Below are 20,558 nucleotides of genomic sequence, written 5' to 3' on the forward strand. Positions count from 1 at the left end.
ATGAGCCTGCCCATCCCGGTCATGACGATCGGGCTTCTGCTGCTGTCCAACGTCTTCATGACCGTGGCCTGGTACGGCCACCTGAAGTTCAAGACCGCTCCGCTGGTGACGGTGATCTTCATGAGCTGGGGCGTCGCCTTCTTCGAATACGTGATGCAGGTGCCGGCGAACCGCATCGGCCACGGACATTTCAGCGCCGCCCAGCTGAAGACCATCCAGGAGGTCATCAGCCTCTCGGTCTTCGCGATCTTCTCTTGGGCCTATCTGGGAGAGCGGATCGGCTGGCAGCACGGCGTCGGCTTCGGGTTCATCTGCCTCGGAGCCTGGTTCATCTTCCACGACTTCGGCTGACGCGGCAGAGGGGGGTGCGGGGGGCCGGCCCCCCGCCACCGCGGGACGCAATTCCGCCCTCTGGCGCAGCGCATCGCGGCAGGGTAATCATCTCCGGCGCCTTGCACATCCTGCAAGGAGGCCGGAGGACCACCATGAGGACAGCCCCCCATCTTCTGACGCTGGTCGCGCTTTCGGGCGTCTCAGCGCTGTCGATGAACGTCTTCCTGCCCTCGCTGCCCGGCATGGCCCGCGACTTCGGGGTCGATTACGGCTTCATGCAGCTGTCGGTCTCGGCCTATATCGGCGCCACCGCCGTCCTGCAGCTTCTCGGCGGGCCGATCAGCGACCGCTACGGGCGGCGCCCGGTCGTCATCTGGGGCCTCGTCATCTTCCTTCTGGCGACCATCGGCACGCTTCTGGCCGCCAATGCCACGGTCTTCCTGATGTTCCGGATGCTGCAATCGGTGGTGTCCGTCTGCATCCTGGTGCCCCGCGCGGTGATCCGCGACCTCTATGACGGCGACCGCGCCGCTTCGATGCTGGGCTATGTCACGATGGGCATGGCGGTCGTGCCGATGATGGCGCCGGTCTTCGGCGGCGTTCTCGACGAGTGGTTCGGCTGGCAGGCCAACTTCGCCGTCATGGGGCTTCTGGGCCTTGGTGTCCTGATCCTCTCCTGGCGGGACATGGGCGAGACGGTGCGCGGCGGCGGGATGCCCATGCGCCAGCAGATGCGCAACTACCCCATCCTCGCCCGCTCGCAGCGCTTCTGGGGCTACTGCCTGGCCGCGACCCTCGCCTCGGGCGCCTTCTTCGCCTATCTCGGCGGCGCGCCCTTCGTGGGCGACCAGGTCTTCGGCCTGACGCCCGCGCAGGTCGGCTACTGGTTCGCGGCCCCTTCCATCGGCTATCTCCTCGGCAACTTCCTCTCGGGGCGTTACTCGGCGCGGTTCGGGCTGAACCGCATGATCCTCTGGGGGGCGCTCGTCTGCCTGCTGGCCCTGGTCGTCGCGCTCGTCATCGACCTGCTCGGGATGCTGGTGCCGCTGGCCTTCTTCGGCGCCATCGCGGTCATGGGCTTCGGCAACGGCATGGTCCTGCCCAACGCCAATGCCGGCCTGATGGGCGTGCGGCCGGAACTTGCCGGCACCGCCTCGGGCCTTGGCGGCGCGCTGGCGGTGGGCGGCGGGGCGGCGCTGTCGGCGCTGGCCGGGGCGCTGCTGCAACCGGGTAGCGGCGCGGGCCCGCTCTTGGTCATCATGTGCGCCTCCGCCGTCGGCTCGCTGGCCGCGATCCTCTGGGTCATGCGGCGCGAGGCGCAACTCGGCGCCGGCTGACAACGCGATCTTAACCCTTCCGGGCCATGATGCCGGCCCATGCCCCTGCGCCCCGCCCTCCATCTGATCTGCTGGCTCCTGGCGCTCACGCCAGGGCTTGCCGGAGCGCATTTGCAAAGTCTACCTCTTGCCTTGCAAAGGACGGAGGCGGCGATGGCGACCCAGAAGATCTATGCCGGCAGCGCGCTGCGCGAGACGCGCACGCGGACGGGGCTGACGCAGCGCCGCTTCGCCGAGGCGCTGGGCGTGTCGCTGCCCTACCTCTCGCAGATGGAAAACAACCACCGCCCGATCAGCGCAGGCGCCCTTCTGCGGCTGGCGCAGGAATTCGGCGTCGATCTGGCGACGCTGGCCGCGGGCGACGCCGAGCGCATGGTCATCGACATGCGCGAGGCGCTGGCCGACCCGCTCTTCGACGCCATGCCGCCGCTCGCGGACCTGCGCCTGGCGGCCACCAACGCGCCGGTGCTGGCGCGCGCGTTCCTCGATCTCTACCGCGCCTACCAGGGCGGGCAGGAGCGCCTCGCCGCGCTGGACGAGGCGCTTGGCGCCGCCAGCGCGACCAGCCTCACCACCCCGTGGGAGGAGGTGCGCGACTTCTTCCATTACTGCGACAACTATATCGACGCCGTCGACCGCGCGGCCGAACGCTTCGCCTGCCCGGACGGGCAGCGCGCCGATCCCTGGACCCGCGCCGTCGCGGCCCTGTCCGAGCGCGGCATCACCGTCCAGCTGGTCGAGCTGCCCGCCAATGCCGTTTTCCGGCGCGAGGGGGCGGTGGTGCTGGTCAATGCCGCTGCCGAGGCGCCGACGCGGCTGTTCCAGCTGCTGCATCTCGTCGCGCTCGAACGGCAGTCCGAGCTGCTGGAGGCGACGCTGGACCTTGCCCGCTTCCGCAGCAGCACGGCGCGCGAGATCGCGCGGCTCGGCATGGCCAACTACTTCGCCGGCGCCGCGCTGATGCCCTACCGGCGCTTCCACGCCGCCGCGCAGGCCGAACGGCACGATCTCGAGCGGCTGGCCCATCTCTTCGGCGCCTCGCTGGAACAGGTCGCCCATCGCCTGTCGACCATGCAGCGGCCGGGCGCCAAAGGCATCCCGTTCTTCTTCGTCCGCGTCGACCAGGCCGGCACGATCACCAAGCGCCATTCGGCCACGCGGCTGCAATTCGCCCGCTTCGGCGGCGCCTGCCCGCTCTGGAACGTGCACCAGGCCTTCGAGCAGCCCGGCCGCTTCCTGCGGCAGCTGGCCGAGACGCCGGACGGGGTGCGCTATCTGCTGCTGTCGCGCGACGTCTCCAAGCATGCCGGCGCCTTCAACGCCCCGGTCCGCAGATTCGCCATCGGCCTTGGCTGCGAGGTCGCCCATGCCGGCAGCCTCGTCTATGCCGACGGGCTGGACCTGACGAAGCCCCGCGCCTTCGAGCCGATCGGAATCTCCTGCCGGATCTGTCCGCGCCGGGATTGCCATCAAAGGTCAATCCCTCCGATCGACCGTCCCCTGACGATACCCGCCGACCGCGAGGGTCCGTTACCCTATGATATCGCCTGAAGAAACCTCACCCCGCCGCAAGATCCCGGCGAAAACTCGCGCAACCGGGCGAGGATCCGCGCATCTGCACCGCGCGCAAAGGATGCTATGTTGCCAAGAAGGCACAGCTCCTGTTTACCCATCCCCGAATGGAACAAACAAGTCCGCCCTCCGCAGGCGGCATTCCATCAGGGGACAGGATCTGCCAATGAGCGTCTCGGACCGATTGAACTCGTCGCTGGCCCGATTGCTGCCTGAACGGCGCATCTTCATCCGGTCCGACGGGTCCAGCCGCGTCCTGACCCTGCGCCCGCTGACGCAGCTCGCCGGCATCAGCGGCATGGCGCTGGTCTTCGGCTGGACGCTCGTCTCCAGCTCCTTCCTCGCCATCGACGCGATCAGCGCCGGCACCGCGCGCGACCACATGATCCGCACCCAGTCCGTGCTCGAGGAACGGCTCCAGCAGCTTTCTGAGGAGCGTGACGCCCGCGCGGCCGAGGCGCTGGCGGCGCAGAACCGCTTCGCCGTCGCGCTGGAGCAGGTCTCGCAGATGCAGTCGCAGCTGCTGGCGTCCGAAGAGCAGCGGCGCGAGCTGGAAACGGGGCTGACGACGCTCCAGGCCAACCTGCGCAGCGTCAAGGTCGAGCGTGACACGATCCTCGGCACCACCGCCCCGGCGGGCGAGGCCGCCGCGGACCGCGCCGAGGAGTTCTCGGTCGCCCTCGACATCCTGTCGGGCGAACTGCGCCAAGCCGCCGACCAGCGCGCCGCCGCCGTCCAGCAGGCCGAGGAGGCCCGCGTCGCGGCCGAGGAGCTGACGGTCGAGCGCGACCAGATCCTCGCCCGCAACGACGAGATCCTGACCCAGCTGGAAAACGCCGTCACCGTCTCGGTCAAGCCGCTGGACGACGTCTTCCGCTCGGTCGGCATGAACCCCGACGAGGTGCTGCGCACCATCCGCCGCGGCTATTCAGGCCAGGGCGGGCCGCTGACGCCGATGTCCTACTCGACCCGCGGCGACGCCGCCCTCAGCCAGGGCGAGACGAAGGCGCGGCAGATCATGGTCACGCTGGACCAGATGAACACCTACCGCATCGCGATGGAGAAGCTGCCCCTGGCCATGCCGGTCAAGCAGAGCTTCCGCTACACCTCGGGCTTCGGGCGCCGGTGGGGCCGTATGCACGAGGGGATCGACATGGCCGGCCCCGTCGGCACGCCGGTCTACACCACGGGCGACGGCGTCGTGACCTTCGCGGGTCGCATGGGCGCCTACGGCAACCTGATCAAGATCCGGCACGAGCTGGGGACCGAGACGCGCTATGCCCACCTGAACCGGATCGGGGTCAAGGTGGGGCAAAGGGTGTCGTCAGGCGAGCGGATCGGTGATATGGGCAATACCGGACGCTCGACCGGGCCGCACCTGCACTATGAGGTGCGCGTCAACGGCCGGGCCGTGGACCCGATGAGCTTCATCAAGGCAGCAGAAAATGTTCAGTAAGACCCGCGTGACCGAGAACCGCCCCCAGCAGAACGCCGCCCAGCCCCTGTCCGAGGCCGGCGCGCCCGTGCCCGAGCGCGCGCCCGAGCCGTCGGTCGCGGCGACCGCCCCGGCCGCGCCGCGCCAGCGCAGCGCCCCCTCGATCCTGTCGCCCGACCTGACGGTGACCGGCAACATCGCCACCCAGGGCGACATCCAGGTCGAGGGCACGGTCGAGGGCGACATCCGCGCCCACCAGCTGACCGTCGGCGAGACCGCCACGATCAAGGGCGAGATCGTCGCCGATGACGTGGTGGTGCATGGCCGCGTCATCGGCCGCGTGCGCGGCCTGAAGGTGCGCCTCAGCGCCTCGGCCCGCGTGGAAGGCGACATCATCCATAAGACCATCGCCATCGAATCCGGCGCCCATTTCGAGGGCTCGGTCCAGCGCCAGGAAGACCCGCTGGCCAATGGCGCCACAAAGAAGCTCGCCCCGCCCGCCGGGGCCTGAGGCCTGAGCCATCGACCGAAGGCCCGCCTTGCGCGGGCCTTTTTGCATGCGGCCTGGAGCAGACGCAGCGACCCGGGTCCGTCGCCTGTCAGCCCGCCTCGTCCACCATCGCGCAGCGATAGAGGTGCCAGGTCGCGTGGCCCAGCACCGGCAGGGCCACGAACAGCCCAAGGAACAGCGGCAGCATCGCGACCAGCAGCGCGACGGCGATGAAGGCCGCCCAGGCCGCCATGACCGGCAGGTTCAGCCGCACCGCCTCGGTCGAGACGATGATCGCGCTGATCAGGTCCGTCTCGCGCTCGAGCAGCAGGGGCAGGCCGAAAACCGAGAAGGTGAACAGCGCCGCCGCGAAGCCGAGGCCGATGGCGCCGCCGATGATCAGCATGCCGATGCCGCGCGGGGTGGCGAGGATCTCGGCCGAGCTGGTGACGTTGACCATGGGCGACGTGCCGAGGAACAGCGCGAAGATGGTGTGGGCCACGAAGACCCAGAACATGAACATCAACAGGATCACGACGGCCATCGACGGGATCTGCCGGTCGCGCTGCGCGAAGACGACGCGGATGACGGCCGGCCAGTCGAGCGGCCGGCCCGCCTCGATCCGGCGGCTGACCTCGTAGAGGCCCACGGCCGCAAAGGGCGCGATCAGCGGGAAGCCCAGCACGAAGGGCACCAGCCACCAGTCCCGGCCGACCGCCAGCGCCACGGCCGCCAGCACCAGCCCGCCTGCGACGTAGAAGGCCGAGAAGAGCAGCCCGAAGGCCGGCGCGCGCCGGAAGTCCTGCCAGCCGCGCCACAGCGCGTGGACAAGGTCAGCCGGCTCGATCCGCCGCGGCTCGGGCAGCGTGTCCGGCATGGAGACGCGATGATGTTGCACCCTGTCGCTCGCCATCGCTTCCCCCTGCCCCGCGCCTTGACGAAAGCTTACGTAGCGGAAGCCCGTGCGGCAAGAGTTTCGGCGGGCGCGGCCGGCTCAGGCGTAGCGCGCGTTCAGCGCCTCGCAGACCGGGGGGCTGACGAACTTCGAGACGTCGCCGCCAAGCCGGGCGATCTCCTTGACCAGCTTCGAGGCGATCGCCTGACGCCGGGCGTCGGCCATCAGGAACACGGTCTCGATCCCGCTGTCGAGCGCGCGGTTCATGCCGACCATCTGGAACTCGTATTCGAAATCCGCGACCGCCCGCAGCCCGCGGATGATGATCCCCGCGCCGACATCGCGGGCGCAGTCGATCAGCAGGTTCTCGAACGGGTGGACCAGGATCTCGCCGCCCGCGCGGGCTGCGACGGCGGCGCATTCCGCCTCGACCATCGAGACGCGCTCCTCCAGGCTGAAGAGCGGCCCCTTGTCGCGGTTGATGGCGACGCCGATCACCAGCCGGTCGACCAGCGCCATCGCGCGCTGGATGATGTCGATATGACCAAGCGTGATCGGGTCGAACGTGCCGGGATAGAGGCCGATGCGCATGCGGAGGCGTCCTGTGTCAGGGATCGTCGCCCAGGCAAAGCCCATCTGCGCCGCGATTGCAAGATCGTGATCGGCGCCTCAGGCGCCCATGATCATGCCCGTCAGCGCCTCCTTCTCGGCCGCCAGCTCCTTCAGCCGGCCGCTGACCGCATCCCCGATCGAGATGACGCCCAGCATCCGGCCATCCTCGTCCACCACCGGCATGTGGCGGAAGCGCCCTTCCGTCATCCGCTCGAGGATCGTCAGCGCGTCATCGGCCGGGCTGCAGGTCTGCACGCTGCGCGTCATGACCCCGCCGATGGGCTCGGACAGGGCCTGCGCGCCGCCCGGGCCAAGCTGCCGCACGATGTCGCGCTCCGAGAGGATGCCCTCGGGCCGTGTGCCGTCGGAAGAGACGACCACCGCGCCGATCCGCCGCTCGGCCAGCAGCTTGGCTGCCTCGCCGAGCGTGGCCGTCGGGGCGATGGTGACCACCGTGTCGGCGGCAATGCCGGGCTTGCCCGAATTCGACTTCATCGACAGCAACTGCTTGACCAGCATGGCAGCCTCCCTCTCACGGTGTGGTTGCGCCCATCTTTTTCCCTTGTTCGCCATCCGTCAAGCGGCAGCATCCGCTGCGGCGAGGCTTTCCAGCCGCTGCACCTCGGCCCGCAGCAGCGCGGCCACCGCCTCGGACAGCAGCGTGAGGCGGCGCGAGTTGCGGTCGTCGGCATGGCGCACCAGCCAGAAGCTGCGCTTGAGCGAGATCTGGTTCGCCAGCACCCGCCGCACGCCGGGCGCGAAAGGGATGGCGAAGTCGTGCACGATCCCGATCCCCGCCCCCGCCCGGATCGCCTGCATCTGCACCGAAACCGAGTTCGAGCTGATCGCCGCCGTCTCCACCCCCGTCTCGGACAGGTAGTCCAGCTCGCGGTCGAAGATCATGTCGGGGATATAGCCGATCACCCGGTGCCGCCGCAGATCGTCCCGCCGCACCTCGCCGTGCCGCGCCAGGTAATCCTCGTGCGCGGCGAGGTGCAGCCGGTAGTCGCTCAGCCGCTGCACGACCAGCCGCCCCGTCTCGGGCGGCGAGACGGCAATCGCCATGTCCGCCTCGCGCCGTGTAAGGTTCACGACCCGCGGCAGGGCGACGATCTGCACCTCCAGCCCCGGATGCGCGGCGCAGAGATCGCGCGCCACCTGCGGCAGCAGATAGTTCGCGCAGCCGTCCGGCGCCCCGATCCGCAGCTGCCCGGTGATCCCGGCCTCGCGCCCCACCGCCTCTGCCGCCGCCACTGCGGCCAGCTCGGCCGCCTCGGCCGCCGGCAGCAGCCGCTCCCCCTCGGCCGTCAGCCGGTAGCCCTGCGGCGTCTTCACGAACAGCACCGCACCCACCGCCGCCTCCAGCCGCGCGATGCGCCGGCCCACGGTCGAGGCATCCATAGCCAGCCGCCGCCCCGCCCCCGACAGGCTCTCGCTGCGGGCGACGCCCAGGAAGATGCGCAGATCGTCCCAGTCCATCCTCCCGTCCTCCTTTGCAGAAACGCAAAACGCCTTTGGCAACCTGCCTCTTCTCGGGGCATTTCCGCAAGGCTATCTTCACGCCAACCCACAGGAGGATGGCACATGCGCGAGATACATCACTGGATCGACGGCAAGGAATACAAGGGCACGTCGGGCCGCTTCAGCGACGTCTTCAACCCCGCCACCGGGGAGGTTCAGGCCCGCCTGGCGCTGGCCACCAAGGCCGAGCTGGACCACGCCGTGGCCCGCGCCGCCGAGGCGCAAGTCGCGTGGGGCGCCACCAACCCGCAGCGCCGGGCGCGGGTGATGATGGCCTTCGTGCAGCTGATCAACCGCGACATGGACCAGCTGGCCGAGGTCCTGTCCTCCGAGCATGGCAAGACCTTCCCCGACGCCAAGGGCGACATCCAGCGCGGCCTCGAGGTGATCGAGTTCTGCATCGGCGCCCCCCATCTGCTCAAGGGCGAGTTCACCGACAGCGCCGGCCCCGGCATCGACATGTATTCCATGCGCCAGCCGCTCGGCGTGGTCGCGGGCATCACGCCCTTCAACTTCCCCGCCATGATCCCGCTCTGGAAGATGGGCCCCGCCCTCTCGGCCGGCAACGCGATGATCCTGAAGCCGTCCGAACGCGACCCCTCCGTGCCCCTCATGCTGGCCAAGCTGCTGCAAGAGGCCGGCCTGCCCGACGGCGTCCTCCAGGTCGTCAACGGCGACAAGGAGACCGTGGACGCCATCCTCGACAGCCCGGTGATCCAGGCGGTCGGCTTCGTCGGCTCGACCCCTATCGCGCAATACATCTACGAGCGCGCGGCCCAGACCGGCAAGCGCGCCCAGTGCTTCGGCGGCGCGAAGAACCACATGATCATCATGCCCGACGCCGATCTCGACCAGGCGGCCGACGCGCTGGTCGGCGCCGGCTACGGCGCGGCCGGCGAGCGCTGCATGGCGATCTCGGTCGCGGTTCCCGTGGGCGAGAAGACCGCCGACGCGCTGATCGAGAAGCTCGTCCCGCGGATCGAGAAGCTCAAGGTCGGCCCCTGGACCGCCGGCAACGACGTGGACTACGGCCCCGTCGTCACCAAGGCCGCGAAAGAGAACATCCTGCGCCTCGTCCAGACGGGCGTGGACCAAGGCGCGGAACTCGTCATCGACGGCCGCGACTTCAACCTGCAAGGCTACGAGAACGGCTTCTTCGTCGGCCCCCATCTGTTCGACCGCGTCACCCCGGACATGGACATCTACAAGCAGGAGATCTTCGGCCCGGTCCTCTCGACCGTCCGCGCCGCCAGCTACGAAGAGGCGATCGGCCTCGCCATGAGCCACGAATACGGCAACGGCACCGCGATCTACACCCGCGACGGCGACACGGCCCGCGACTTCGCCAGCCGCATCAACATCGGCATGGTCGGCATCAACGTCCCGATCCCGGTTCCGCTGGCCTACCACACCTTCGGCGGCTGGAAGAAATCCGGTTTCGGCGACCTGAACCAGCACGGCCCGGACGCGTTCCGCTTCTACACGCGCACCAAGACCGTGACCGCGCGCTGGCCCTCGGGCATCAAGGAAGGCGGAGAGTTCAATTTCAAGGCGATGGACTAAACATCTTCTGTGCTTCAATATCCTGCGGGGGTCCGGGGGCGCAAAGCCCCCGGCCGTCGCGGAACGCAACTCCACGGTCGCGGCCCTCACGGATGGCACAACATGATCGAACCTGACTTCACCCTCGGCATCGAGGAAGAATACCTGCTGGTCGATGCCGAAACCGGCGATCTGGCCGAGGCCCCGCAGGCCCTGATGGAGGCCTGCTCGGCCGACCTCAAGGACCAGGTCAGCCCCGAATTCCTGCGCTGCCAGATCGAGATCGGCACCCCGGTGTCCCAGGATATCCGCGAGGCGCGCGCCCATCTGGCCCATCTGCGCGGCACGGTGGCGAAGCACGCCGCCGATCACGGCCTCGCCCCGATCTCGGCCTCCTGCCATCCCTTCGCCGACTGGCGCGACCAGGCGCATACCGACAAGGACCGCTACAACCAGCTCTCGCGCGACATGGGCGGGGTCGCCCGGCGCATGCTGATCTGCGGGATGCATGTCCATGTCGGCATCCCGGACGAGGATCTTCGCGTCGATCTGATGAACCAGATGACGCATTTCTTGCCCTGGCTGCTCGCCCTCTCGGCCTCCAGCCCCTTCTGGCAGGGCGAGGACACGGGCCTCGCCTCCTACCGCACCACTGTCTTCGGCGACATGCCCCGCACCGGCCTGCCCCCGCAGATGGGCAGCTGGGGCGAGTTCGACCGATCGGTCACCGCGCTCGCGAATTTGGGCATCATCGAGGACAGCTCCAAGATCTGGTGGGACCTGCGCCCGTCCTGCAAGTTCCCGACGCTTGAGACGCGTATCTGCGACGCCTGCCCGCGGATGGAGGACACGCTGACGCTGGCCGCGCTGATCCAGGCGACGCTGCGGATGCTCTGGCGTCTGTCGCGCCGCAACCAGCACTGGCGGCAATACGAAAACTTCCTCATCGGCGAGAACCGCTGGCGCGCTGCCCGCTACGGCACCACCGAGGGACAGATCGACTTCGGCCGAGGCCAGGTCACCCCTTTCGCCGAGCTGGCCGAGGAGTGGTTCGCGCTGATCTCGGAAGACGCGGACGCGCTGAACAGCCAGCCCGCGGTCGCGCGCCTGCGCGAGATGGTGGCCGGCGGCACCTCGGCCGAGCGCCAGCGCCGGGTCGCCGCCGACGCCCGCGCGGCCGGTGCCGACCGGATGGACTCGCTGCGCGCCGTCACCCGGCACCTCACCGAGGAGTTCCGCCGCGACCTCTAGCCTCTTGCGGGACCGGCCCGACATCTGCAATTAAACACCTGTTCAATTCGCGCATATCTGGGGAGGGATGCCGGTGGATTTCGAGCTGAGCGAGGAGCAGCAGGCCATTTTCGAAATGGCGCGCGATTTCGGGCAGTCCCGCATCGCGCCCCATGCCCGCGCATGGGAGGCGGCCGGCACCATCCCGCGCGAGCTGTGGCCCGAAGTGGCCGAGCTGGGCCTCGGCGGCATCTACGTCTCCGAGGACTACGGCGGCTCGGGCCTCTCGCGGCTCGATGCCACGCTGGTCTTCGAGGCGCTGGCCATGGCCTGCCCCTCGGTCGGCTCGTTCCTGTCGATCCACAACATGTGCGGCGGGATGATCGACAAGTTCGGCAGCGATGAGGCAAGGGAGCGCTGGCTGCCCGCCCTCTGCCGGATGGAGAAGGTGTTCAGCTACTGCCTGACCGAGCCCGGCAGCGGCTCGGACGCCGCGGCACTGCGCACCCGCGCCGAGCGGACCGAACAGGGCTGGCGGCTGAACGGGACCAAGGCCTTCATCTCGGGCGGCGGCTATTCGGACGCCTATATCTGCATGGTCCGCACCGGCGAGGACGGCCCCCGCGGCATCAGCGCCGTGATCGTCGAGGACGGCACGCCCGGCCTCTCCTTCGGCGGGCTCGAGGACAAGATGGGCTGGCGCTCGCAGCCGACCGCGCAGGTGCAATTCGACGATTGCGCCATCCCCACCGGGAACCTTCTGGGCGAGGAAGGGCGCGGCTTCGCCTATGCGATGGCGGGCCTCGATGGCGGGCGGCTGAACATCGCGGCCGGCGCGCTTGGGGGCGCGCAGGCGGCGCTGGACGCGACGGTCAGCTACATGGGCGAGCGGAAAGCCTTCGGCAAAAGCCTCGACCAGTTCCAGGCGCTGCAGTTCCGGCTGGCCGAGATGGAGGTGGCGCTGCAATCCTCGCGCATCCTCTTGCGGCAGGCGGCGGCGAAGCTGGACGCGGGCGCGCCGGACGCCACCAAGTTCTGCGCCATGGCGAAGCTGCACGTCACCGACCGGGCCTTCGAGGTGGCAAATCAATGCCTTCAACTGCATGGCGGTTATGGCTACCTTGCCGATTACGGGATCGAGAAGATCGTGCGCGACCTGCGCGTTCACCAGATCCTGGAAGGCACCAACGAGATCATGCGGCTCATCATCAGCCGCGCGATGCTGGCCGAACGGGGGTAGGCTTGGACGACCTGAACATCCGCATCACCGGCCGCGCGGGCCGGATCACCTTCACGCGGCCCAAGGCCCTCAATGCGTTGACGCATGAGATGGCGCTGGCGATCCACGAGGCGCTGGACGCATGGCGAGACGATCCGGCGGTCGCGCTGGTCATCCTCGACGCCATGGGCGAGCGCGCCTTCTGCGCCGGCGGCGACATCGCGGCAGTCTATCACGCGGGCCGGGCCGGCGATCACCAGGTCGGGCGCGACTTCTTCCGTGACGAATACCGGATGAACGCCGCCATCGCCTCGTACCCGAAGCCCGTGGTGGCCTTCATGCAGGGCTTCGTGATGGGCGGCGGCGTCGGCGTGGGCGGCCATGCCAGCCACCGGATCGTCGGGGCCACGACCCGCATCGCGATGCCGGAGAGCGGCATCGGCCTCATCCCCGATGTCGGCGGCAGCTGGCTTCTGGGCCGCGCACCGGGCCGCATCGGCGAATATCTGGCGCTGACGGGCGACCGCATGGGCGCCGGCGACGCGATCCATGCGGGCTTTGCCGACACCTACCTGCCCGAGGCCGACTGGCCGGCACTGATCGCGCGCCTCGAGGAGACGGGCGATCCTTCCGCCATCGCGCCCGCCCCCGCCCCGCTCGCGCCGCTGGCACGCCGCGATCTGTCGGCCTTCGGCGGCCGCGCGCTCGAGGACATCCTGGGCGCGCTGGAGGATGCGGGCGAGGACGAGGCGCTGTCGGCGCTTCGGCGCAACTCGCCCCTGTCGATGGCCGCGGGCCTGACGCTGGTGCGCGCCGCGCGGCGGGATTGCCGGATCGAGGACGCGCTCTCGCGCGAATACCGCTTCACCGCCCGCGCCACCGCGCAGAGCGATTTCCTGGAAGGCGTGAGGGCGCAGATCATCGACAAGGACCGCCAGCCGAACTGGCAACGCCAGGGGACGCCCGCCGAGGTCGAGGCAATGCTCGCCCCGCTCGGCGACGAGGAACTTCTGTGGGAGAAAACGGCATGAAGATCGGTTTCATCGGCCTTGGCAACATGGGCGCGCCGATGGCACGCAACCTTGCCGCGGCGGGGCACGAGGTTCGCGGCTACGACATGGCCGCCCCCGAACCCGAGGGCGTGCTGGCCGCCGCCAGCGCCGCCGAGGCGGCCGAGGACGCGGACGTGGTCATCACCATGCTGCCCAACGGGCCGATCCTTCTGGCCGTCGCGGCGCAGGTCATGCCGGCGATGAAGCCGGGCGCGATCCTCTGCGACTGCTCGACGGTGGACGTGGAGAGCGCGCGCAAGGTCGCCGCCGATGCCCGCGCCGCGGGCCTTGGCGCGCTGGACGCGCCGGTCTCGGGCGGGATCGGCGGCGCGCAGGGCGGCACGCTGACTTTCATGGTCGGCGGCTCCGAGGGCGACTTCCAGCGCGTCCTGCCCCTTTTCGAGATCATGGGCCAGAAGACCGTGCATTGCGGCGACAGCGGCGCCGGACAGGCCGCGAAGATCTGCAACAACATGATCCTCGGCGTCACGATGATCGCCACCTGCGAGGCCTTCGCGCTGGCCGACCGGCTCGGCCTCGACCGGCAGAAGATGTTCGACGTCGTCTCGACCAGCTCGGGCTACAGCTGGAGCATGAACGCCTATTGCCCTGCCCCCGGCATCGGCCCGACCTCGCCCGCGGACAACGACTACAAGCCGGGCTTCGCATCCGAGCTGATGCTGAAGGACCTCGGCCTGTCGCAGGAGGCCGCGGCGGCGGCGGGGGCAGAGACGCCGATGGGGGAACTGGCCCACCAGCTCTACACCCGCTTCGTCGAGCAGGAGGACGGGCGCGGACGTGACTTTTCTGCCATGCTGCCCCGGTTTGTCAGCCGCAACGCGAAGAACCTCGGCTGAGCCGCGCCCTCCGGAGGAACCGCGCCGATGAGGTGGCGTTGCCCCTCGACTCGACCAAGGACTGCCGATGCCTTTGCTGAAAATCACCGCGGCCTGCCTCGTGGCGGTCTCGCTTCTGTCGGCCGTCCGCTTCAACGACACCGCGGCCCTCTCGGACGAGGCGATGATCCTGCCGCAGGTTCCCGGCAAGTTCAGCGTGGGCGATCGCGTTGCGCCCGACGATGTCCATCTGATCCTGCAGCCCGGCCGCTACGGCCTTGGCCCCCAGCTCAGCGGCAGCCATTACGGCATCGTGAGCGGGCAGTTGATCCGCTTCGATCCAGCCACTTACCAGGTGCAGTCGATCCTGCGGCGGCAGGTGCAGCTGCTGGATTGACCGGCGTCTGTCAGAACGGGGAACTTGCGCATGGGCTGCAAGGTTAGTCCGTGAACTCCACCGGAGACTGAAGATGCTGCAGCCCCAACTTGCCGCTGCGGCGGCGGGCGGGCTGCTGCTCGCCGCCGTCACGGCGATCGCCGACGACCGCGGTGCCCAAGGCCCCGCGACTGCGCCTGCGCCGCTTGTGGTGGCCGAGGTGGCGCAGCAGGCCGCCCCGGCCCGTAACCCGGCGCGGCGCAGCTTCCGCGTTGGCGACATCGCGCCCAAGGACCGGCTGCACCGCATCACGACGCCGGGCCTTTACGGCCTCTCCGACCCGCCGAACGGCGACGCCTATGCCATCCTTGACGGAGAGTTGATCCGAATCCACAACGGCAGCGGGCAGATTCTCTCGGTCCTCTGGCAGGTCAAGCGGATCCTCGACTGATCAGCCGGCCAGAAGGGCACGCGCCGCCTCGGTCGCGGCACCGGTGATGCGGTCGCCCGACAGCATCCGAGCGATTTCCGAGACACGCTCAGCGTCGTCGAGCGGGCGCACGACCGACCTTGTGGCCCCATCCTCGACGGACTTCGCCACCTGGAAATGCAGATCGCCAAGCGCCGCCACCTGCGGCGAGTGCGTGACCACCAGGACCTGCGCGCCCGTCGCCAGCGCCTTCAGCCGCCGGCCGACCGCATCGGCCGTCGGCCCGCCGACGCCACGGTCGATCTCGTCGAAGATCATCACCAGCGCGTCGTTCCCGCGCGCGAGGCAGACCTTCAGCGCCAAGAGGAACCGCGACAGCTCACCGCCCGAGGCGATCTTGTCCAGCGGCCCCGCCGGCGCGCCCGGGTTCGTCGCGACGACGAAGGCGACGGTGTCGGCCCCCTCGGGGCCCGGCTCGGCGGGGGTCACGCGCGTCTCGAAGACCGCCCGCTCCATCCGGAGAGGCGCCAGCTCGCGCATCACCGCCTGATCCAGCCGCCCCGCCGCCGCCTGCCGCGCCTCGGTCAGCTGCCCGGCCGCCTCGGCATAGGCGGCCTCGGCCGCGCGCGCGGCGCCGCGCAGCGCCTCGATCCCCTCGGCACCGCGGTCAATCCGCTCCAGCCGGCCGCGCAGCTCGCCGGCAAGGCCCGACAGATCGTCCGCCAGGACGTTGTGCTTGCGCGCCAGCGCCCGCAGCGCGAACAGCCGCTCCTCGGTCGCCTCCAAGGCTGCGGGGTCGAACTCCATCTCGGCCAACGCGTCCTCGACGCCGCGATGCGCCGCGCCCAGCTCGACCAGGGCGCGGGACAGGGCGGCCAGCGGCTCGTCCAGCCGCCCCTCGGCGCTGGCGGCAGCGCCCTCGAGCCAGCGGCCGGCATCGACCATCGCGGCCTCGGCGCCGTCCCCGCCTAGCATCTGCAGCGCGCGGGCGACATCGCTGCGGATACGCTCGGCGGCCTGCATCCGGCGGCGGGCGGTGTCCAGCGCCGCCTCCTCGCCTGCCTCGGGCGACAGCTTGTCCAGCTCGGCGACGGCGTGGCGCAGGAACTCCTCCTCGGCCCGCGCCGCCTCCAGCGCCGCCTCGGCCGCCTCAAGCGCCCGCGCCGCCTCGCGCCGCGCCGTCCAGGCGGCGCGCACCGGGCCGAGGTCCAGCGCGGCGAAGGCGTCGAGCATGCCGCGATGGCCGCGGGGGTTCAGAAGGCCGCGGTCGTCATGCTGGCCATGCAGCTCGACCAGCGTGTCGGAAAGCTGCCGCAGGACCTCGCCGGACACGCGGCGGTCGTTGACCCAGCCCGTCTTGCGCCCGTCCTGCGCATTGACCCGGCGCAGGATCAGCTCGTCGTCGTCCAGCTCGATCCCCGCCTCGGCCAGGACCGCGCGGGCCGGATGCGCGGCCGGCAGGTCGAAGACCGCCGTCACATCGCCCTGGCTCGCGCCCGTGCGCACCAGCTCGGCCCGGCCGCGCCAGCCCAGCACGAAGCCCAGGCAGTCGAGCAGGATCGACTTGCCCGCCCCCGTCTCGCCGGTCAGCACGTTGAGCCCGGGCGCAAAGCCAAGGCTCAGCCGGTCGATCAGCAGCATGTCGCGGATGTCGAGAGATCGCAGCATCAGGCGGCCTCGCGCCGGCTCAGAGCCAGCGCCCCTGGATGGTCTGGCGGTAGATGTTGGTCAGCCAGCTGTCCCCCTGCGCCTCGGCCGAAAGACCGCGGCCGCGCAGCTGCCGGAACGCGTCCTCGTAGAAGGGCGAGGACTGGAAGTTGTGGCCGAGAATGGCGCCTGCCGTCTGCGCTTCGTCCAGAAGACCGAGCGCCAGGTATGCCTCGACCAGCCGCATCAGCGCCTCGGGCGTGTGGGTGGTGGTCTGGAACTCCTCGACCACGACGCGGAAGCGGTTGATGGCCGAAGTGTAGTGGCCGCGCTTGAGGTAGTAGCGACCGATCTCCATCTCCTTGCCGGCAAGGTGGTCGAAGGCCAGGTCAAACTTCAGGATGGCGCTGCGGGCGTATTCGCTGTCCGGGTAGTCCTCGATCACCCGGCGCAGGCCCTGCAGCGCCTGGAAGGTCAGGCCCTGGTCGCGGCCAACCTCGTCGATCTGGTCGTAGTAGGAGAGGGCCAGCAGGTACTGCGCGTAGGCGGCGTCCTCGTCCCCCGGATAGGTGTCCAGGAAGCGCTGCGCGGCGCTGCGCGCCTCCTCGTAGTTGCGGGCCCGGTGGTTGCCGTAGGCCTGCATGATCAGGGCGCGCTTGGCCCATTCGGAATAGGGATAGAGTCGCTCGATCTCGGAGAAGTAGAAGACCGCGTCGTCCGGGCGGCGGCTGTTCTCCAGTTCGAACTCGCCGCGGCGATAGATTTCCTCGGCGGTGAAGCGGTCGAGGTTCTGGCGCTCGGCCGTCGCGCGATTCCCGCCGCAGCCGGTCAGCAGCGCGCCGGCCAGCAGGGCAGCGGTCATCGAAGTGGTAATTTTCGAGCGCGCCATCTTTGTCCTGCCTACGATTCTGCCTCTGGGCGCCCCTGCGGGCCGCGCTGCCGGCACGTCCTAGCACAGAACATCAGGGGGATCAAAATGGCAATCCGTTGAATTCGGCGCGGCTTTGGCGGGCAAAACAGCGCGGCCGCGACCCGCCCGCCCGGCGCGCCGCAGGCCTATTCGGCGGCCAGGATCAGGGGCATCGGGACACCCGCATGAACGCCGTAGGCCGCGACGCCCGCGCCTGGCAGGCGGCCCTCAAGGTCGGGGCTGCACAGCTCCCAGGTCCAATTCGCGGGGTCGCTGAACAGCGCCCGCAGCAGCCGGTTGGTCATCGCGTGGCCCGCGCGGTGGCCGGTATATTGCGCCAGCAGCGGGGCGCCGGCCAGTGCCAGATCGCCCACGGCGTCCAGCATCTTGTGGCGCACGGCCTCGTCCGCGTGGCGCAGCCCGCCGGGGCTGAGGACACGCGCACCGTCCACGACGACCGCGTTCAGGAAGGTGCCGCCAAGCGCCAGCCCGCTGCGGCGCATCGCCTCGACATCGGCGGCGCGGCAGAAGGTGCGGCTGTCGGCCAGCTCACGCAGGAAGGCGCCGTTGGCCATGTCGAGGCTCATCGCCTGCCGCCCGATGGCCGCGTCGGTGAAGTCGATGGCGAAGTCGATCGAGAGATGGTCGGCCGGGCTCAGCCGGGCGAAGGCCTCACCCTCGCGCACCTCGACCGGGCGCAGCACCCGGATGGCGCGCAGCGGCGCATCCTGGAGCGCGATCCCGGCGCCGAGGATGCCGGCCACGAAGGGTGCGGACGAGCCGTCGAGGATCGGGATCTCGGGGCCGTCGATCTCGACCAGGACGTTGTGCAGGCCGGTGCCGGCCAGCGCGGCCATGACATGCTCGATGGTCGAGACGGTCGTGCCCGCGCCGTCGTCCAGCAGCGTGCAGAGCTTCGAGAGGGTCACGTTGCTCCAGAGCGCCGCGACCTCGGGCTGGCCCGGCAGGTCGGTGCGGCGGAAGCGGATGCCGTGATCGGGCAGCGCCGGCAGCAGGGCAAGCCGCACCGGGGCACCGGAATGAAGTCCGACGCCCTCGAAGGTGACCATGTGCTTCAGCGTTGCCTGCATGACTGACGTCCTTGAACCCGATAACTGCGGCCCAACAACGGCCGTTGCAGTCCAGCTATGGGCGCCCCCGAGTCGCTTCAATTAACGTTTTGTGACGCGGTGAAACATTCGGCCCTGGGTACATGCAGAACCCTCACCTTGATGGCCTAAAAGCCTAAACTACAACAGAAAAAGAGGGCGCATTCGCGCCCTCTCAACCGCCGGTCGTAGCGGCTTCGTGATGATCCTAGTTGGCTTGGCGACGCAGGAAGGCCGGGATCTCGACATTGTCCTGATTGGCGTCGGGGCTGGCCAGATCGTCGAAATCGGTTTCCTGCTGGCGGGCGCGGACGGCGACGCGGTCGTTCACGCGCTCGGCGATCGAGGCCGCCGGCGGGCGCTGCTGGCCAGCGGGCTGCTCGCCGCCATGGCCGGCCATCCGTTCCAGCATCCGGCCGAGGCCGCTCATGCGGCTCTGGTTGCGGCTGGCATCCTGCTGCGGCTGTGCGGGGGCCTCGCGCTGACCGTGGTTCTCGACGGCGCGGCGCAGGCGGTCCATCACCTCGGGCGCGGGCTGCCCGGCGCGGGCCGCGCCCGGCGCACGGGGCGCCACGAAGGCCGAGGCGTCATCGTCGATGCGGACGGCATTGCCGCGCGCGGTTTCCTTGGGCTGGTAGGCGGGCTGCGGCATGTCCTCCTCAGCCCGCGCCTCGGGGGCGGCGGGTGCGGCCGAGGCCGCCGAGGGGATGTTCACGCGCGCTTCCGGCATCGGGGTGCGGCGCGGCGGGACGGCCATTTCGGGCTCTTTCGGCGCGACGACCGGGTTCTGCGTCAGCGGCGCGGCCATCGTGCGGCGCGGCGAGGGCACTTCGGCCACGGCGGCCGCCGCGTCGATGCCGGTCGCCACGACCGACACGCGGATCGAGCCTTCCATGTCCGGGTCCAGCGTCGAGCCGACGATGATGTTGGCGTCCTGGTCCACCTTGTCGCGGATGACGTTGGCGGCCTCGTCCAGCTCGAACAGGGTCATGTCGTAGCCGCCGGTGATGTTGATCAGCACGCCGCGGGCGCCGTTAAGGCTGATCTCGTCCAGCAGCGGGTTCGCTATGGCGCGCTCGGCGGCCTCCTGGGCACGGTTCTCGCCCGTGGCCTCGCCGGTGCCCATCATGGCCTTGCCCATCTCGTCCATCACCGCGCGCACGTCGGCAAAGTCGAGGTTGATGAGGCCTGGGCGCACCATCAGGTCGGTCACGCCCTTGACGCCCTGGTAGAGCACGTCATCGGCCAGCGCGAAGGCCTCGGTGAAGGTGGTCTTCTCGTTCGCCAGCCGGAACAGGTTCTGGTTGGGGATGATGATCAGCGTGTCCACGACCTTCTGAAGGGCCTCGACGCCCTCCTCGGCCTGGCGCATCCGCTTGGTGCCCTCGAACTGGAAGGGCTTGGTGACGACGCCGACGGTCAGGATGCCCATCTCGCGGGCGGCCTGCGCGATGATCGGGGCCGCGCCGGTGCCGGTGCCGCCGCCCATGCCGGCGGTGATGAAGCACATATGCGCGCCCATCAGGTGATCGACGATGTCCTCGATGGTCTCTTCGGCGGCCTTGGCGCCGATCGAGGGCTTGGCGCCGGCGCCCAGCCCCTCGGTGACCTTTGGGCCCATCTGCACGCGGCTGGTGGCGCGCGACTGCTGCAGCGCCTGCGCGTCGGTGTTGGCCACCACGAACTCGACCCCGTCGAGCTGCTTCTCGATCATGTTGTTGACCGCGTTGCCGCCCGCCCCGCCGACGCCGAAGACGGTGATGCGGGGCTTCAGCTCTTCTTCGTCGTTCATCATCAGGTTGAGGTTCATGCTGTCCGCCTGTTGTCGCTGCTTCGCCTGCGGGTACGGGCTTGCCGCCGAATCCCGTTAATTAAGTGTAACCGTAGCCTGTGGCGCCCTTGACGTCACCTGAAAAACGGCATTGGCAAGCAAAATCTGGGGATAGGTGCTGCAACCTTCGGCGGTATCTTGCCAAGCGCGCAGCATGTGGTGGACGCCGAAGCGCCCGCCC

At 69.6% G+C, this 20,558-nt stretch carries 20 protein-coding genes; 12 read left to right on the forward strand and 8 right to left on the reverse strand.

Annotation, left to right across the window (positions count from 1 at the left end; all coding sequences use genetic code 11):
• The 5 genes from BLP73_RS03325 to BLP73_RS03345 all read left to right on the forward strand — a co-directional run bounded on the left by BLP73_RS03325 (position 1) and on the right by BLP73_RS03345 (position 5,188).
• Positions 1-351, forward strand: coding sequence for a DMT family protein (locus BLP73_RS03325; protein ID WP_090740273.1), 351 nt, complete (start codon positions 1-3; stop codon positions 349-351).
• A gap of 134 nt (positions 352-485) precedes the next feature.
• Positions 486-1,670, forward strand: coding sequence for a multidrug effflux MFS transporter (locus tag BLP73_RS03330; RefSeq protein ID WP_090740275.1), 1,185 nt, complete (start codon positions 486-488; stop codon positions 1,668-1,670).
• A gap of 153 nt (positions 1,671-1,823) precedes the next feature.
• On the forward strand, positions 1,824-3,221 hold the full coding sequence (locus tag BLP73_RS03335) for a helix-turn-helix domain-containing protein (protein ID WP_090740277.1): 1,398 nt from the start codon (positions 1,824-1,826) through the stop codon (positions 3,219-3,221).
• Between the two features lie 187 nt (positions 3,222-3,408).
• A complete protein-coding gene (locus BLP73_RS03340) occupies positions 3,409-4,698 on the forward strand; it encodes a DUF5930 domain-containing protein (protein ID WP_090740279.1) in 1,290 nt (429 codons plus the stop codon).
• On the forward strand, positions 4,688-5,188 hold the full coding sequence (locus tag BLP73_RS03345; RefSeq protein ID WP_090740281.1) for a bactofilin family protein: 501 nt from the start codon (positions 4,688-4,690) through the stop codon (positions 5,186-5,188). The genes BLP73_RS03340 and BLP73_RS03345 overlap by 11 nt, the downstream gene beginning before the upstream one ends.
• 88 nt (positions 5,189-5,276) lie before the next feature.
• Here BLP73_RS03345 and BLP73_RS03350 read toward each other — a convergent pair whose 3' ends face one another.
• The 4 genes from BLP73_RS03350 to BLP73_RS03365 form a co-directional block, all read right to left on the reverse strand.
• On the reverse strand, positions 5,277-6,044 hold the full coding sequence (locus BLP73_RS03350) for a DUF2189 domain-containing protein (protein WP_245686536.1): 768 nt from the start codon (positions 6,042-6,044) through the stop codon (positions 5,277-5,279).
• Between the two features lie 117 nt (positions 6,045-6,161).
• A complete protein-coding gene (gene coaD / locus BLP73_RS03355) occupies positions 6,162-6,653 on the reverse strand; it encodes a pantetheine-phosphate adenylyltransferase (RefSeq protein WP_090740285.1) in 492 nt (163 codons plus the stop codon).
• Positions 6,654-6,731: 78 nt separating this feature from the next.
• Positions 6,732-7,193: a CBS domain-containing protein gene (locus BLP73_RS03360; protein ID WP_090740287.1), complete on the reverse strand. Its 462-nt coding sequence runs from the start codon at positions 7,191-7,193 to the stop codon at positions 6,732-6,734.
• A 57-nt stretch (positions 7,194-7,250) separates the two neighbouring features.
• Positions 7,251-8,153: a LysR family transcriptional regulator gene (locus tag BLP73_RS03365; RefSeq protein WP_090740289.1), complete on the reverse strand. Its 903-nt coding sequence runs from the start codon at positions 8,151-8,153 to the stop codon at positions 7,251-7,253.
• A gap of 105 nt (positions 8,154-8,258) precedes the next feature.
• Between BLP73_RS03365 and BLP73_RS03370 the strand changes: the two genes are divergently transcribed.
• The 7 genes from BLP73_RS03370 to BLP73_RS03400 all read left to right on the forward strand — a co-directional run bounded on the left by BLP73_RS03370 (position 8,259) and on the right by BLP73_RS03400 (position 14,901).
• Positions 8,259-9,758, forward strand: a complete 1,500-nt coding sequence (locus BLP73_RS03370; RefSeq protein ID WP_090740290.1) for a CoA-acylating methylmalonate-semialdehyde dehydrogenase — start codon at positions 8,259-8,261, stop codon at positions 9,756-9,758.
• Positions 9,759-9,860: 102 nt separating this feature from the next.
• Entirely contained in the window at positions 9,861-10,988 is a 1,128-nt protein-coding gene (locus tag BLP73_RS03375) for a carboxylate-amine ligase (RefSeq protein ID WP_090740292.1), read from the forward strand.
• A gap of 73 nt (positions 10,989-11,061) precedes the next feature.
• Complete coding sequence (locus BLP73_RS03380; RefSeq protein ID WP_090740716.1) at positions 11,062-12,207, forward strand: acyl-CoA dehydrogenase family protein; 1,146 nt, start codon at positions 11,062-11,064, stop codon at positions 12,205-12,207.
• 2 nt (positions 12,208-12,209) lie between these two features.
• Positions 12,210-13,217 (forward strand): enoyl-CoA hydratase/isomerase family protein, encoded by a 1,008-nt coding sequence (locus BLP73_RS03385; protein WP_090740294.1) that lies wholly within the window; start codon positions 12,210-12,212, stop codon positions 13,215-13,217.
• Entirely contained in the window at positions 13,214-14,095 is an 882-nt protein-coding gene (mmsB, locus tag BLP73_RS03390) for a 3-hydroxyisobutyrate dehydrogenase (RefSeq protein ID WP_090740296.1), read from the forward strand. The genes BLP73_RS03385 and mmsB overlap by 4 nt, the downstream gene beginning before the upstream one ends.
• A gap of 67 nt (positions 14,096-14,162) precedes the next feature.
• Positions 14,163-14,471 (forward strand): hypothetical protein, encoded by a 309-nt coding sequence (locus BLP73_RS03395; protein ID WP_090740297.1) that lies wholly within the window; start codon positions 14,163-14,165, stop codon positions 14,469-14,471.
• Between the two features lie 73 nt (positions 14,472-14,544).
• Positions 14,545-14,901 (forward strand): hypothetical protein, encoded by a 357-nt coding sequence (locus tag BLP73_RS03400; RefSeq protein ID WP_139165877.1) that lies wholly within the window; start codon positions 14,545-14,547, stop codon positions 14,899-14,901.
• Here BLP73_RS03400 and recN read toward each other — a convergent pair whose 3' ends face one another.
• From recN to ftsZ, 4 genes are all read right to left on the reverse strand, one after another.
• Positions 14,902-16,548: a DNA repair protein RecN gene (gene recN / locus BLP73_RS03405; RefSeq protein WP_090740299.1), complete on the reverse strand. Its 1,647-nt coding sequence runs from the start codon at positions 16,546-16,548 to the stop codon at positions 14,902-14,904.
• Between the two features lie 19 nt (positions 16,549-16,567).
• Positions 16,568-17,389 (reverse strand): outer membrane protein assembly factor BamD, encoded by an 822-nt coding sequence (locus tag BLP73_RS03410; protein ID WP_090740301.1) that lies wholly within the window; start codon positions 17,387-17,389, stop codon positions 16,568-16,570.
• A 194-nt stretch (positions 17,390-17,583) separates the two neighbouring features.
• The gene (lpxC, locus tag BLP73_RS03415) at positions 17,584-18,528 is read right to left on the reverse strand and encodes a UDP-3-O-acyl-N-acetylglucosamine deacetylase (RefSeq protein ID WP_090740304.1); all 945 of its coding nucleotides are present in this window, start codon (positions 18,526-18,528) and stop codon (positions 17,584-17,586) included.
• A gap of 226 nt (positions 18,529-18,754) precedes the next feature.
• The gene (gene ftsZ / locus BLP73_RS03420; protein ID WP_090740306.1) at positions 18,755-20,356 is read right to left on the reverse strand and encodes a cell division protein FtsZ; all 1,602 of its coding nucleotides are present in this window, start codon (positions 20,354-20,356) and stop codon (positions 18,755-18,757) included.
• Positions 20,357-20,558: the final 202 nt, after the last annotated feature.

Source organism: Paracoccus tibetensis (assembly GCF_900102505.1).
Classification (GTDB): Bacteria; Pseudomonadota; Alphaproteobacteria; order Rhodobacterales; family Rhodobacteraceae; genus Paracoccus; species Paracoccus tibetensis.

Bases quoted from the DNA above. Each gene is read 5' to 3' on its own strand.
- BLP73_RS03340 (WP_090740279.1), top strand. From the start codon at position 3,409: ATGAGCGTCTCGGACCGATTGAACTCGTCGCTGGCCCGATTGCTGCCT.
- lpxC (WP_090740304.1), bottom strand. From the start codon at position 18,528: ATGCAGGCAACGCTGAAGCACATGGTCACCTTCGAGGGCGTCGGACTT.
- recN (WP_090740299.1), bottom strand. From the start codon at position 16,548: ATGCTGCGATCTCTCGACATCCGCGACATGCTGCTGATCGACCGGCTG.
- BLP73_RS03325 (WP_090740273.1), top strand. From the start codon at position 1: ATGAGCCTGCCCATCCCGGTCATGACGATCGGGCTTCTGCTGCTGTCC.
- BLP73_RS03360 (WP_090740287.1), bottom strand. From the start codon at position 7,193: ATGCTGGTCAAGCAGTTGCTGTCGATGAAGTCGAATTCGGGCAAGCCC.
- BLP73_RS03370 (WP_090740290.1), top strand. From the start codon at position 8,259: ATGCGCGAGATACATCACTGGATCGACGGCAAGGAATACAAGGGCACG.
- BLP73_RS03345 (WP_090740281.1), top strand. From the start codon at position 4,688: ATGTTCAGTAAGACCCGCGTGACCGAGAACCGCCCCCAGCAGAACGCC.
- BLP73_RS03335 (WP_090740277.1), top strand. From the start codon at position 1,824: ATGGCGACCCAGAAGATCTATGCCGGCAGCGCGCTGCGCGAGACGCGC.
- BLP73_RS03410 (WP_090740301.1), bottom strand. From the start codon at position 17,389: ATGACCGCTGCCCTGCTGGCCGGCGCGCTGCTGACCGGCTGCGGCGGG.
- BLP73_RS03350 (WP_245686536.1), bottom strand. From the start codon at position 6,044: ATGCCGGACACGCTGCCCGAGCCGCGGCGGATCGAGCCGGCTGACCTT.
- BLP73_RS03400 (WP_139165877.1), top strand. From the start codon at position 14,545: ATGCTGCAGCCCCAACTTGCCGCTGCGGCGGCGGGCGGGCTGCTGCTC.
- ftsZ (WP_090740306.1), bottom strand. From the start codon at position 20,356: ATGAACCTCAACCTGATGATGAACGACGAAGAAGAGCTGAAGCCCCGC.
- coaD (WP_090740285.1), bottom strand. From the start codon at position 6,653: ATGCGCATCGGCCTCTATCCCGGCACGTTCGACCCGATCACGCTTGGT.
- BLP73_RS03365 (WP_090740289.1), bottom strand. From the start codon at position 8,153: ATGGACTGGGACGATCTGCGCATCTTCCTGGGCGTCGCCCGCAGCGAG.
- BLP73_RS03330 (WP_090740275.1), top strand. From the start codon at position 486: ATGAGGACAGCCCCCCATCTTCTGACGCTGGTCGCGCTTTCGGGCGTC.
- BLP73_RS03375 (WP_090740292.1), top strand. From the start codon at position 9,861: ATGATCGAACCTGACTTCACCCTCGGCATCGAGGAAGAATACCTGCTG.
- BLP73_RS03395 (WP_090740297.1), top strand. From the start codon at position 14,163: ATGCCTTTGCTGAAAATCACCGCGGCCTGCCTCGTGGCGGTCTCGCTT.
- mmsB (WP_090740296.1), top strand. From the start codon at position 13,214: ATGAAGATCGGTTTCATCGGCCTTGGCAACATGGGCGCGCCGATGGCA.